The organism is Paracoccus sp. P2 (assembly GCF_046335115.1).
Classification (GTDB): Bacteria; Pseudomonadota; Alphaproteobacteria; order Rhodobacterales; family Rhodobacteraceae; genus Paracoccus; species Paracoccus pantotrophus.
The window spans coordinates 74,562-87,615 of sequence record NZ_JBGOSN010000001.1 but is presented as its reverse complement, the minus strand read 5'-3'; the positions used below and the strand labels follow the sequence as shown (position 1 = coordinate 87,615).

The following is a 13,054-nucleotide window of genomic DNA, read 5'->3' as shown; positions in this document are numbered from 1 at the left end:
ACCAGCGGGTTGCCGGCGGATCACATCCTGCCGCGGCCCTGGCGCTGGCGGTGCCGCATGTGCGCCACTCCGGTGGCGATCAGCGGACCGACGATCACCACGGCGAACCGGCGTAGGGTCTGCAAGCTCATGGCGAAGGCGATATCGGCACCCGTTCCGATCGCAAGGATGGCGATCGAGTCGATGCTGCCCGGCACAGCGGCCAGCATGCCACCCATCAGCCCGATGCCGGCGATCCAAGACAGGGCAGCCCGGACCAGCCGCAAAGCAGGATCGGCAGCAGGCCCGCACCGATCACCCCCGGATCGGTGCCGGACAGGATCATTCGCACGGGCTCCGCCTGCGCCGGGCCGATGCCCATGATGCCACCGTTCGACTTGGTGATATGGGCGGGAACGGCGGCTGACCAGGCAGGAGCCGCTGGGCCGGTCAGCCAGGGCACCGAGGCGGGGCTGCGCCGCGCCGCCGGCAGCCCCTCGACCACCTGCGGGCCCGGCCGCATCGCCCGCGCGCATCGCGCGAACGCGTTCGTCCCGGACGAAAGGCTTGACGCCTGCCGCCGGGCCTGCCGGGCCTGCCGGGCCTGCCGGGCCTGCCGGGCCTGCCGGGCCTGCCGGCGGAAATAGCCGCCTTTGCATGGCGTTCCAATGGCCGGGCGGCTGCAGGCCGCATCGGCGCCCGGCTGCTGGCCGCGGGCCGGGGATCCGCTTGGCCCGATGGGACCGGCGCGACCGTCACGAGCGCCGCGCGATCCGCCAGGGCCGGGTCGGCCCCCGCGGCTAGTAGATCGGCGGCGAGACGATCCAGATGGCGATGGCCGGTTCGTCGCCGTCATTGCGCCAGGCATAATCGGTCTCGCGGAACTGGAAGCTGTCGCCGGGCTCCAGCCGGATCTCGCGGTCGCCGACGATCAGGGTCAGGCGGCCCGAGATCAAGACGCCGCCGTCCTCCTTCGGCCGCGCCTTGCGCCGCCCGCCGCTGGAGGAACGCGGCGCGAAGATGGACTTGATCATCTCGAACGAGCCGCTGAGCGTCGGCGACAGCAACTCCTCGACGAGGCCGCTTTCCTGCGAGCCGATGGGTGTCCGGTCCGCCGCGCGCAGGACCAGACCGCGTTCCTCGGGCGCCCGGCTGGAGGACCGGAAGAAGAAGCTGATGTTCACCCCCAGCCGGTCCGCGATCTGCCCCAGGTCGTGGACCGACGGCGCGGTCTGCCCGCGCTCGACCTGGCTCAGCCAGCCGACCGAGCGCCCGACATCGCCCGCAAGCTCATGCAGTGTCATGCCCCGCGACTTGCGCAGCGACCGGATGTCTTCGCCAACGTGATGGCCCATCGGCTCTCCTTCTGATGGTGCCTGGCAGGGTGCAGCAATCCTTGTGAAATTTCAACAGGCCAGCGGATCATATATGAAATTTTATACCAGTAATTCATTACTATTGAAATTATTTATTGAAATTTCATTCTTGCCATGGATAGTTTCGGCATGTCGGCAGAATGGAAACGCCCGGTCGCCTCTTGCCCGCCAAAGGATCGCAGGGCATCGGCCCTGCGCGCAGCCCACCCAGTTCAACAGCGGATAACCCATCATGGTCGCACTCCCCCGCCAAGCCCGCGCCGTCATCATCGGCGGCGGCATTTCCGGCTGTTCCGTCGCCTATCACCTGTCGAAGCTCGGCTGGACCGACATCGTGCTGCTGGAACGCAAGCAGCTGACATCCGGCACCACATGGCACGCGGCGGGGCTGATCGGCCAGCTGCGCGCCAGCCAGAACATGACGCGGCTGGCGAAATATTCCGCCAATCTCTACGCCAGGCTGGAGGCGGAAACCGGGCTGGCGACCGGCCTGCGGCAATGCGGCTCGATCACCGTCGCCCTGACCGGGGAACGGCGCGAGGAGATCCTGCGCCAGGCGGCGCTGGCCCGCGCCTTCGGCGTGGACGTGAACGAGCTTTCCCCGCGCGAGGTGCTGGAGCTTTACCCGCATCTGGAGATCTCCGACCTGGTCGCCGGGGTGCACCTGCCGCTGGACGGCCAGGCCGATCCGGGCAATATCGCGCTGGCGCTGGCCAAGGGCGCGCGGATGCGCGGCGCAAAGATCATCGAGCAGGTCAAGGTCACGCGCGTCGTCACCAAGGGTGGCCGCGTGACCGGCGTCGATTGGGAAGCCGGCGGCGAGCGCGGCCATATCGCCACCGAAAACGTGGTGAATTGCGGCGGCATGTGGGGCCGCGATCTCGCGGCCGCGAGCGGCGTCACCCTGCCGCTGCATGCCTGCGAGCATTTCTACATCGTCACCGAGAATATCCCCGAACTGGCCCGGCTGCCGGTGCTGCGCGTCCCCGACGAATGCGCCTATTACAAGGAGGACGCGGGCAAGATCCTGCTTGGCGCCTTCGAGCCCAGGGCCAAGCCCTGGGGCATGGCGGGCATCCCCGAGGATTTCTGCTTCGACCAGCTGCCCGAGGATTTCGACCATTTCGAGCCGGTCCTTGAAAGGGCGGTGGCGCGGATGCCGCTGCTGGGCCAGGCGGGGATCCACACCTTCTTCAACGGACCGGAAAGCTACACCCCCGACGACCGCTATTACCTGGGCGAGGCGCCTGAGCTTGCCGGCTACTGGGTCGCGGCGGGCTACAATTCCATCGGCATCGTCTCCTCCGGCGGGGCCGGCATGGCGCTGGCGCAATGGATGGAAGACGGCGAGCCGCCCTTCGACCTGTGGGAGGTGGACATCCGCCGCGCCCAGCCCTTCCAGCGCAATCGCTGCTATCTGAGGGAACGGGTCAGCGAAACGCTGGGCCTGCTCTATGCCGACCATTTCCCCTATCGCCAGATGGCGACCTCGCGCGGCATCCGCCGCTCGCCGCTGCACGAGCATCTGAAGGCGCGCGGCGCGGTCTTCGGCGAGGCCGCGGGTTGGGAACGCGCCAACTGGTTCGCCAATGACGGGCAAGAGCGCGAATACCGTTACAGCTGGAAGCGCCAGAACTGGTTCGACAACCAGCGCGCCGAGCATCTGGCGCTGCGCGAGGGCGTGGGCCTCTTGGACATGACCAGCTTCGGCAAGATCCGGGTCGAGGGGCGCGATGCGGCTTCCTTCCTGCAGCGGCTCTGCGCGAATGACATGGACGTGGCGACGGGGCGGATCGTCTATACGCAGATGCTGAACACACGCGGCGGCATTGAATGCGACCTGACGGTGACGCGGCTGTCGGAAACCGACTTCCTGTTGGTCGTGCCCGGTGCAACCTTGCAGCGCGACCTGGCCTGGCTGCGCCGGCATCTGGGCGAGCAATGGGTGACGATCACCGACATCACCGCCGCCGAAGCCGTGCTGCCGCTGATGGGTCCGCGCTCGCGGGAACTGCTGTCGCTGGTCTCGCCCGACGACCTGTCGAACGAGGCGCATCCTTTCGGTGTCGCGCGCGAGATCGAGATCGGCATGGGCCTGGCCCGCGCCCATCGCGTCACCTATGTCGGCGAGCTCGGCTGGGAGCTTTACGTCCCGACCGACCAGGCCGCCCATGTCTTCGAGACCCTGGCCGAGGCGGGAGAGCAGGTGGGGCTGAAGCTATGCGGGCTGCACGCCATGGACAGCTGCCGCATCGAAAAGGCCTATCGCCATTTCGGCCATGACATCACCGACGAGGATCATGTGCTGGAGGCGGGCCTGGGCTTTGCGGTCAAGACCGGCAAGGGCGATTTCATCGGCCGCGAGGCGGTGCTGAAGAAGCGCGAGACCGGGCTGGAGCGCCGCCTGCTCCAGTTCCGGCTGAAGGATCCCGAGCCGCTGCTGTTCCACAACGAGCCGATCCTGCGCGACGGCAGGATCGTGGGCCATCTGACCTCGGGCAATTACGGCCACGCCCTCGGCGCCGCGGTCGGGCTGGGTTACGTCCCCTGCCGGACCGACGAGACCGCGGCCGAGATCCTGGCATCGGACTATGCCATTGACGTGGCCGGCCGCATCGTGCCCGCCGGGCCCAGCCTCGTCCCCCTCTACGATCCCAAGTCGACAAGGGTGCGCGGCTGAGCGGGGACCGGTCGGGGGGCAGCCCGCCATCACGACAACGGGCCTGCGGCTGAACCTGCCGCGCCGCGTCTCGGGGTCCGGCACCATGCAGGCGACGGCCTGCCGGCAGCCGTTGTCCCCTTGCTCAACCCATCGTCTCTCGCGCACGCCGGACCAGGCCGCGCAGATCCTCGAGGCTGTATTCGCCGAACGCGCCCTCGTCGCCCGCGATGAAGCTGGGGGTACCCATCAACCCCATATGCTCGGCCAGCATGTGGCTCATGGAAATGTGGCGCTCGACCGGCTCGGCGGCCATGTCGCGCTCCAGCCGGGCGATGTCCAGGCCGATGTCGCGGGCGGCGCGCATCGTGGCGGCCTCGGTCACCCGGCCCTTGGTGCGGAACAGCGTGGTGTGGAACTGCCAGTATTTGCCCTGTTGCAGCGAGGCCAGCGAGGCCCGCGCCGCGAAATCCGAATCCTCGCCGAAAACCGGCCATTCCCGGAACACCACCCGCAGGTTCTTGTCCGAGGTGATCAGCCGGTGCATCGGCTCGACCATCTTGCGGCAGAACGGGCAGTTATAGTCGAAGAACTCGGTCAGGGTGATGTCGCCCCGCGGGTTGCCCAGGACCGGGGCCGTGGGATCGCGTTCCAGCGATTGGCGCAAGTCGTCGGGCATGGGGTTGTCGCGTTCCTGCGCTTGGGCGGTTTGGCCCAGGATCGGCAGCGACAGCAGGCTGGCCCCCGCAAGGACAAGGCTTCGACGGTGCATGATCTCTCCTTCAGGTATCGAGGCCCGACGGCGGCGCCGCAAGGCGATGTCGGCGGGATTCCCGCCCTTTCTAGACCATCTCGCTCAGGACAGCTGCCGCGCTGCGGCGATGGCGCTGCGCAGGCGGGTCTCGTCCAGCGCGCCGGGATAGATCCTGGCGCCGATGATGAAGGCCGGCGTGCCGCGCAGGCCCAGTTCCGCGGCCTGCGCCGCGTTGCGCGACAGTAGCCCGTCCCACTTGTCGCGTTCGGCGCGATAGGCGGCCAGCGCCGCCCCGGTGTCGATGCCGCCATCCCCCAGCACCTGCCGGATCTGGTCCTCGGAAAGCCTGGCCTCGGTCGCCATCAGCGCCGCATGGGCCTGCGCATAGCGGCCCATCGACGCCGCCCCGAGAACCAGCTGGCTGGCCAGGACCGAGGGCGCGCCGAAGATCGGCCAGTCCTTCATCACCAGCCGGATATCGCCGTCCTTTCCGACCATATCGGTCAGCATGGCATGGCCCATCTTGCAATAGGGGCATTGGTAGTCGAAATATTCGACGATGGTCAGCGCCCCCTCGGGATTGCCCAGGGCGGGATTGTCGGGATCGTGCAGCACGTCGTCGATACCGGCTCCGGCCGTATCGCTTGCCGTATTCCCGCCCCTGCCCAGCAGGACCGTTCCGCCCAGGATGCCTGCCAGCCCTGCCCCCGCGGTGCCGGCAAGGATGTCGCGTCGGGTGATGCTCATGTCGTTCCTCCTGTCTGCTCGCGGCCGGCAGCCAGCGCATCCTGCGGCGCAGGCAAAGGCTGGCTGGACGGCATGGTGCCCTTGCCGGATTCGGCGCGGGTCAGCACGATCACCTTCGTCGTGCTGCCGGTCTGTTCGGCCAGGTGGATGATGTCCTGGTTGAACAGCCGGATGCAGCCCGCCGAGGTCGCCTGCCCGATCGAGGCCGGGTCCATGGTGCCGTGGATGCGGCAATAGGAGTCGCCCCGGCCATTGTGCAGATAAAGCGCGCGGGCGCCCATCGGGTTGCCGATGCCGCCCTCCAGGCCCTTTTCCACCGGACCATAAAGCTCCGGTTGGGTCGCGATCATGTTGTCGGCGGGCTTCCAGCTTGGCCAGTCGCGCTGATAGGGGATAAGCGCCTCGCCGGTGAAGCCGTAGCCGGCCGCATCCACGGCGACGGCATAGCGCATCGCCTTGCTGCCGGGCCGGACCTGGTAAAGGGTGCGGGCATGGGGATCGACGATGATCGTGCCGGGCTTCTCGTCGCTCCAGTAATCCACCAGTTTCCGGGCCATGTCCTCGGTGAGCAGTCGCGGCGAGACGGCGGGGATTTGATGGCCATTATCCTCGACAGCGCCATACATGGCCGCCACTTCGGGGCGGATGGCGGGCGGCGGCGGATCGGCGGGGGCCGCGGGTCCGGTCGAGGCGCAGGCCGCCAGTGCCAGCAGCGCCGCGCCCGCCAATGCGGTTCGTATCGGGCTCATGGTCATTCTCCGGTCGCTTGCGCGATCATCCGGGCCAGGGCGGCGCGCGAAATCTCGCCTGTCTGCGCCGCGACCAGCCGGCCCTTGGCGTCAAAGACCAGCGTCGAGGGCAGGCCGATCGCACCAAGCGCCCCCATCAGCCGGCCATGCGGATCGCGGATCATGCCTTCGCGGGGCAGCTTTTCGTCTCGCAGGAAGGCCATGATCCGGGCCGCTTCCTCGCCCTGGTTGGCAAAGACGAACTCGACGCCGGGCGTATTCGCGGCCAGGTCGGTCATCATCGGCATCTCGCGGCGGCAGGGCGGGCACCAGGTCGCCCAGAGGTTCAGCACCACGGGCCAGCCGCGCCCGCCCAGTTGCACCCCGCGTCCGTCCAGCGCGATCAGCTGCAGGTCCGGCAATGTGACCGAGGGGCGCGGCGGCAGCGCGGCGATGACGGCCTGATGCCCGGCCAGCGCCACCGCGCCGCCCAGGACCAGCGGCAGGGCTGCCCCCCGCGCCCGGCGCAGCAGCGCCAGCAACAGGACGGCGATGCCCCCGGCCCAGCCTGCAGCGGGCAGGAAACCACCCTGCCAGAGCTTCAGCGCGTCCAGCGGATGGGGGGTGAAGGCAGACCAGTTGGCGATGACGAAGCCCGTGCGCGCGCCAAGGATCCAGGCCAGCACGGCAATGCCGGCCCATCGGCCCGCGTCGCCTTTTTGCAGCCGCGCCGCGATCTCGACCACCAGGAAGAACAGCAGCAGCGCCACGACCGCCGCGAAACGCGCGCCGTCGAAGACCAGCGGGCCGATCGAGATCGCCGTCACGGCACCACCTTCGCGATCGAGGCCAGCAGCGCGGCGCTGTCCATCTCGCCGACCAGCCGGCTGCCTGGCGCCTCGGCGCGGGCCGCATCCAGAAAGACCATCGTCGGCGGCCCGGCGGCGGCCAGATCCTGCATCAGCGCCTGCGCCTCGGTGTTGAAGGCGCTGACATCGACCTTGATCCCCGCCAGGCCCGCGAGCGCGGCGTGGACGGCAGGGTCGGCCAGGGGCCCGCGTTCGATGGCGCGGCAGGTCACGCACCAGTTGGCGGTGACATAGACCAGTGCCGGCCGGCCGTCGGCCGAGGCCAGGGCCTGTTCCAGTTCGGCCCGCGTGACGACCTCGGCAAATTGCGTCTCGGTCGGCGCCGGCACCGCGCGACCCGCAAGCGGCGCCAGCGGCCGCAGCGGATCATCCGCCCCCAGCGCCGCCCCGAAGCCTTGCATCAGCCCGCCGAACAGCAGCAGGATGCCAAGCGCCACGCCAAGCCGGCGGCCTCGCGTCGCGTCACCTTCCGGCCGGTCCAGCGCGCCCAGGAACACCGCCGTCCCGACCAGCAGCGCCGCCCAGAGCGCCAGCGTGACCGGCCCCGGCAGCACGCGCCCCGCCAGCCAGATCGCGACGCCCAGGAAGATCACCCCGAAGGCGCGCTTGGCACCCTGCGTCCAGCCGCCGCTGCGAGGCAGGATGCGCGGGCCGAAAAGCCCGATGGCCAGCAGCGGCAGCCCCTGCCCCAGCCCCAATGCAAACAGCGCCGCGGCCCCCAGCATCACCTCGCCGGTCTGCGCGGTGTAGAGCAGCGCCCCGGCCAGCGGCGCGGTCACGCAAGGCCCGACGATCAGCGCCGAGGTGACGCCGAGCACCAGCGCGCCGCCGACCGAACCGCGCCGGCCGCCGACACGCCCAAGCCGGGTTTGCAGCGCCTGCGGCATTTGCAGTTCGTAGAAGCCGAACATCGACAGCGCCAGCGCCACGAAAAGCACCGCGGCGACCGCGATGGCGGCGGGCGATTGCAGCACCATTTGCAGATTCGCCCCCGACCATGCCGCCGCTACGCCCAGCAGCCCGAAGGCCGACGCCATCGCCAGCACATAGGCGCTGGCCAGCAAAAGCCCGCGCCGCGCAGTCAGACTCTCGCCCTGCCCGGCCAGCATGCCCGCGACGATGGGGAACATCGGAAACACGCAGGGCGTGAAGGCCAGCAGCAGCCCGAAGCCGAGGAAACCGGCAATCACCAGCGCCCCGCCCCCGCGCGCGGCCAGACCCTGCACCAGCCCCTGGTCCTGGGCCAAGGTCAGTCCGGCACCGGAAACCGCCGCGGGATCTGCGGGCTGCGGGCTCCAGCCCGAGCCGCCGGCGGAGCCTTCCTGCTTGGGAGCATCCGCCAGCAACGTGCCATCGCCATCCAGCCTTACGCTTTGCGGCGCATAGCAGATGCCGTCCTGCTGGCAGCCCTGCCAGTGCAGGGTGACGGGGCGACCGGCGTTCTCCAGCCGTGCCGCGACCTCGCCGCGATAGATCTGGCCTTCGCCGAAATAGGGATCCTCGTAGCTCTCGCCCTCGGGCAGGGACAACGGCCGGCTCTGCCCGTCGGCTTCCGCCGCGAAGGTGCTGCGATAGAGATAATATCCTTCGGCGATGCGCCAGTTCAGCACCAGCGCGCCGTCCTCGTCCCGGCTGACGGTCAGGGCGAAAGCGTCCTGCGGTTGCAGGGGCGGCTCATGGGTCTGGGCAGAGGCCCAGGTCACCACAAGGGCCGCGATCAGCAGCGACAGCAGCGCCGCGATAGGGGCAGGGAACAATCTCGTCATCATGGGGACTGGCTAAAGACGCCACCTTAAGCCCAGCTTAAGGTCCGTCGACGATAACGTGATCGTCAGGAACTACGGGGAAACGCGCATGCGCCTGCTGATTGTCGAGGACGATCCGGTCCTGTCCGACGGCCTCGGCGTCGGATTGGGCCTGTCGGGGTTCACGGCCGATAGCGTCGGCACCCTGGCCGATGCCCGCGCCGCGCTGGAAGGCGGCGGCTTCGCGGGCATGGTCCTGGACATCATGCTGCCCGACGGTTCGGGCCTGGACCTGCTGGCGGAACTGCGCAGCAGGGGATCGCGAATCCCGGTCCTTCTGCTGACCGCGCGCGATCAGGTGCGCGACAGGGTGTGCGGTCTCGATGCCGGCGCGGACGACTACCTCGGCAAGCCCTTCGACCTTGCGGAACTTGCCGCCCGGCTGCGCGCCATGCTGCGCCGCCAGGAAGGCCGGGCCTCGGCCGTGATCGCGTGGAATGGCCTGGAACTCGACCCGGCGACCATGCGCGGCAGGCGGAACGGCGACGATATTCCGTTCTCGCGCCGGGAATTCGCCATCCTCCAGGCCTTGATCGAACATCCCGGCGCCATCCTGGCCAAGCCCGTCCTGGAAGAGCGGCTCTATGGCTGGCAGGGAGAGGTCGAGAGCAACACGGTCGAGGTCCATATCCACAAGCTCCGCGCGAAGCTCGGCACGACCTTCATCGAGACGGTGCGCGGCGCCGGCTACCGGCTGGGGAAACCCGCCGAGAACGGGAGAAAAGGATGACCTCGATCCGCAAGCGGCTGTTCATCATCCTGCTGGCCGCGACCGGCGTCATCTGGCTGTCCGCCGTGGCCTGGATCCAGCACTCGACCCGCACCGAGGTCGGCCATGTGCTGGACCGGCGGCTGCAGGAATCGGCGCAGATGGTGGCCTCGCTGATCCGCCGCAACGGCGGCATGCCCGGACCGGATGCGGCGACGCTGGTCGACAAGGCGCCGGCCCTGTCCGACATGGGCCGGCACGACTACGCCCGCCAGCTGATCTGCCAGGTCTGGGGCTTCGACGGCCAGCTGAAAAGCGAATCCGACGGCGCGCCCTCGGGCCAGCTGGCCGAGCAGGAAGGCTTCAGCGAGCGCGAGGTCGATGGCGAGGTCTGGCGCGTCTATACCCATATCGATGCGGAGCTGGGCATCCGCGTCATGGTCGGCGATGCGCATTCCATGCGCGACCGGCTGGTGCATGGCGTGGTGATGGGGCTTCTGACCCCGGCGATGCTGATCCTGCCGCTGCTGGCGGCGCTGATCTGGCTCTCGGTGCGCGGCGGACTGGCGCCGCTGGACCGGCTGGCGCGGACGCTGGCCTACCGCCCGGCCACCGATCTCGGTCCCCTGCCAGAGAACGGCGCGCCTTCGGAACTGCGCCCCATGATTGAGGCGCTGAACGGCCTCTTCCACCGCGTCGAAGGCTTGCGTGAGCGCGAGCGCAGCTTTACCGCCTTCGCCGCGCATGAGCTGAAGACGCCGCTGGCCGGACTGAAGACCCAGGCGCAGGTCGCGACGCTGGCCCCCGATGCCGCGACGCGCGAGCGGGCGCTGGCGCAGATCGCGCGGGGCGTGGACCGCACCGACCGCATGGTGCGCCAGCTTCTGGACATGACTGCGGCCGAAAACGCCATCGACGCGGCGCAGACCCCCGCGCAGGACGGTGCGCGCATCCTTGCCGAGGTGGCCGACGAACTCGCCGGGCTGGCGCAGGTGCGCGGCGTCGCGCTGCACCTGGAAACGGGCGCGGCCGAATGGCGCAGCCCGCAGGCCGCCCTGCTGGCACCGGCGCTGCGCAACCTGTTGGAAAACGCGATCCTCGCCTCGCCTTCGGGCGCCGGCGTCGAGGCCCGGCTGACCCGCGACCAGGAAACGGTCCGCTTCAGCGTGCTGGACCGCGGTCCCGGCATCAGTGAGGCCGACCGCCCCCATGTCACCGAGCGGTTCTATCGCGGTTCGGCCAGCCCCTCGGGCAGCGGCAGCGGGCTGGGCCTTTCCATCGTCGCGGCCGCCGTCGAGGCGATGGGCGGAGAGCTGCGCCTCGCCGCCCGCGAAGGCGGCGGCGAGCGGGCCGAACTGGTCCTGCCTGCCGCGCGGCCTTGACCGCCGGTGCCGGCCGCCGGCGCTTTCCGGCCCCGGATATTGACAAAGGCGCAGGCAGCAGGCAACGCATGGCAAGGCCGGGTGCAACCGGCACCATGATCCAGTCGCGGACGGGCAGCCGTCCGGCGGATGTCCCTGGCGGCCCTTGCAAGGTTGCAGCCCGGATCTGAAACCGGGCCGGCCGGCATTTGGCCGGGCACGGGCGATGCCGGGACCGCCCTCCCCCCAAAAAAGCCCGAGGCCCCATGCCCTTCACCATCGCCATCGACGGACCCGCCGCATCGGGCAAGGGAACCATCGCCCGCGCGCTTGCCGGGCATTTCGGCTTTGCCCATCTCGACACCGGGCTGCTTTACCGCGCCGTGGGCGCCAAGGGCGGCGACCCTGTCGCCGCGGCGCGCGCGCTTGCCCCCGCGGATCTGGCCCGCCCCGACCTGCGCAGCGCCGAGGCCGGGCAGGCCGCCAGCCGCGTCGCCGCCATCCCCGAGGTGCGCGCCGCGCTGGTCGAGTTCCAGCGCCGCTTCGCCCGCACCGAGCCAGGCGCGGTGCTGGACGGGCGCGACATCGGCACGGTGATCTGCCCCGAGGCCGAACTGAAGCTCTATGTCACCGCCAGCGACGAGATCCGCGCCCGCCGCCGGGCGCTGGAACTGGGCGCCGACGAGGCGCGGATCCTGGCCGAATTGCGCGAGCGCGACGCCCGCGACGCCGCCCGCGCCGTGGCGCCGATGCGCCCGGCCGATGACGCGCTGCTGCTGGATACCAGCGCAATGACCATCGACGAGGCCGTGGCCCGCGCCATCGCCTGCGCCAGGGAGGCCGGCGCATGAGCCCGCGTTTCCAGCTGACCGACCTGGGCGTGCCGGTGATCCAAGCGCCGATGGCCGGCACCGCGACGCCGCATCTTGCCGCCGAGGTCAGCCTGGCGGGGGGCCTCGGCTCGCTGGGGCTGGGCGCCGCCGATGCCGCGCAGGCCGCCGCGATGATGGCCGAGACGCGCGCGCGGCTGGGCTCGGACCGCTATGGCGTCAACCTGTTCTGCCACCGCCCCGCCCAGGCCGATCCCGCGCGGGAAATGGCCTGGCTCGACTATCTCGCGCCCGAGTTCCGCCGCGCCGGGGCCGAGCCTCCGACCGGCATCGCAGAGGTCTATCGCAGCTTTGTCGCCGATGACGAGATGCTGCGCGCGGTGCTTGCGGCGCGCCCGGCGCTGGTCAGCTTTCATTTCGGCCTGCCTTCGGCCGAGCGCATCGCCGCCCTGCGCGACATGGGCGCGACCCTGGCCGCCACCGCGACCTCGCGGGCCGAGGCGCTGGCGATCCGCGACGCGGGGCTCGACCTGATCGTGGCCCAGGGCCACGAGGCCGGCGGCCACCGCGGCATCTTCGACCCCGACGGCCCCGACGAATGCCTGCCGACCGCGGCGCTGCTGGCCGAACTGCTGGACCTGGGCCTGCCGGTGATCGCGGCCGGGGGCATCATGGACGGCGCCGATGCGGCGCGCCACCTTGCCGCCGGGGCGGCGGCGGTGCAGATGGGCACCGCCTTCGTCGCCTGCCCGGAATCGGCCGCCAGCGAGGCCTATCGCAGCCGGCTGGCCGGCGCGCAGCCCGGCGATGCGGTGATGACCCGCGCCATCTCGGGCCGTCCGGCGCGCGGGCTTGCCAACCGGCTGACCGCGCTTGGCGCGGCACCCGAGGCCCCGCCGCTGCCGGATTACCCCATCACCTATGACGCGGCCAAGCGGCTGCATGCGGCGGCGGGCGGCTCGGACTACGCGGCGCAATGGGCGGGAACCCAGGCGCCGCGCGCGCGCGCCATGCCCGCCGCGGATCTGCTGGAACTGCTCGGGCGCGAGATTTGCGCGCATCTGCCGGGCCTCGGCGCTTGCCAGGACGGCCGATGAGCGTTATATCCCGCCCGTCAAGGTAAGCGATGGGGCCAGAACAGGCCGCTTCAACAGGGTCGGGCGCATGCCGCGACCCTTTGCGCTTATCCCGGCATCTACAAAAAGACCGGCGGAGCCAACCGCATGGCCAGCAATGA

13 protein-coding genes are annotated in these 13,054 nt (G+C 70.1%); 5 read left to right on the top strand and 8 right to left on the bottom strand.

Features of this window, described 5'->3' with window-relative positions:
• Positions 1-20 precede the first annotated feature (20 nt).
• The 3 genes from ACDP63_RS00470 to ACDP63_RS00460 form a co-directional block, all read right to left on the bottom strand.
• A complete protein-coding gene (locus ACDP63_RS00470) occupies positions 21-218 on the bottom strand; it encodes an AbrB family transcriptional regulator (RefSeq protein ID WP_024842493.1) in 198 nt (65 codons plus the stop codon).
• Entirely contained in the window at positions 218-502 is a 285-nt protein-coding gene (locus ACDP63_RS00465) for a hypothetical protein (RefSeq protein ID WP_024842492.1), read from the bottom strand. The genes ACDP63_RS00470 and ACDP63_RS00465 overlap by 1 nt, the downstream gene beginning before the upstream one ends.
• Before the next feature lie 277 nt (positions 503-779).
• Positions 780-1,334: a helix-turn-helix domain-containing protein gene (locus tag ACDP63_RS00460; RefSeq protein WP_028709833.1), complete on the bottom strand. Its 555-nt coding sequence runs from the start codon at positions 1,332-1,334 to the stop codon at positions 780-782.
• A 253-nt stretch (positions 1,335-1,587) separates the two neighbouring features.
• On the opposite strand from ACDP63_RS00460, the gene ACDP63_RS00455 reads away from it, so the two are divergent.
• The gene (locus ACDP63_RS00455; RefSeq protein WP_409927621.1) at positions 1,588-4,035 is read left to right on the top strand and encodes an FAD-dependent oxidoreductase; all 2,448 of its coding nucleotides are present in this window, start codon (positions 1,588-1,590) and stop codon (positions 4,033-4,035) included.
• 124 nt (positions 4,036-4,159) lie between these two features.
• Here the strand turns inward: ACDP63_RS00455 and ACDP63_RS00450 are convergent, their stop codons facing one another.
• The 5 genes from ACDP63_RS00450 to dsbD all read right to left on the bottom strand — a co-directional run bounded on the left by ACDP63_RS00450 (position 4,160) and on the right by dsbD (position 8,869).
• Entirely contained in the window at positions 4,160-4,786 is a 627-nt protein-coding gene (locus tag ACDP63_RS00450; RefSeq protein WP_028709834.1) for a DsbA family protein, read from the bottom strand.
• An 84-nt stretch (positions 4,787-4,870) separates the two neighbouring features.
• Complete coding sequence (locus ACDP63_RS00445) at positions 4,871-5,515, bottom strand: DsbA family protein (protein WP_024842488.1); 645 nt, start codon at positions 5,513-5,515, stop codon at positions 4,871-4,873.
• Positions 5,512-6,264 carry a L,D-transpeptidase gene (locus tag ACDP63_RS00440; protein ID WP_231486557.1) on the bottom strand — a complete coding sequence of 251 codons (753 nt, stop codon included), beginning with the start codon at positions 6,262-6,264 and terminating at the stop codon, positions 5,512-5,514. Before ACDP63_RS00440 ends, ACDP63_RS00445 begins: the two co-directional genes overlap by 4 nt.
• 2 nt (positions 6,265-6,266) lie before the next feature.
• Positions 6,267-7,070, bottom strand: a complete 804-nt coding sequence (locus ACDP63_RS00435; RefSeq protein WP_024842486.1) for a TlpA disulfide reductase family protein — start codon at positions 7,068-7,070, stop codon at positions 6,267-6,269.
• On the bottom strand, positions 7,067-8,869 hold the full coding sequence (gene dsbD / locus ACDP63_RS00430) for a protein-disulfide reductase DsbD (protein WP_024842485.1): 1,803 nt from the start codon (positions 8,867-8,869) through the stop codon (positions 7,067-7,069). The genes ACDP63_RS00435 and dsbD overlap by 4 nt, the downstream gene beginning before the upstream one ends.
• A gap of 97 nt (positions 8,870-8,966) precedes the next feature.
• Here dsbD and ACDP63_RS00425 point away from each other — a divergent pair, with 97 nt between their 5' ends.
• The 4 genes from ACDP63_RS00425 to ACDP63_RS00410 all read left to right on the top strand — a co-directional run bounded on the left by ACDP63_RS00425 (position 8,967) and on the right by ACDP63_RS00410 (position 12,914).
• The gene (locus ACDP63_RS00425) at positions 8,967-9,647 is read left to right on the top strand and encodes a response regulator (protein WP_024842484.1); all 681 of its coding nucleotides are present in this window, start codon (positions 8,967-8,969) and stop codon (positions 9,645-9,647) included.
• On the top strand, positions 9,644-11,008 hold the full coding sequence (locus ACDP63_RS00420; RefSeq protein ID WP_024842483.1) for an ATP-binding protein: 1,365 nt from the start codon (positions 9,644-9,646) through the stop codon (positions 11,006-11,008). Before ACDP63_RS00425 ends, ACDP63_RS00420 begins: the two co-directional genes overlap by 4 nt.
• Positions 11,009-11,253: 245 nt before the next feature.
• Entirely contained in the window at positions 11,254-11,838 is a 585-nt protein-coding gene (locus ACDP63_RS00415) for a (d)CMP kinase (protein WP_024842482.1), read from the top strand.
• Positions 11,835-12,914, top strand: a complete 1,080-nt coding sequence (locus ACDP63_RS00410) for an NAD(P)H-dependent flavin oxidoreductase (protein WP_028709835.1) — start codon at positions 11,835-11,837, stop codon at positions 12,912-12,914. The genes ACDP63_RS00415 and ACDP63_RS00410 overlap by 4 nt, the downstream gene beginning before the upstream one ends.
• Positions 12,915-13,054: the final 140 nt, after the last annotated feature.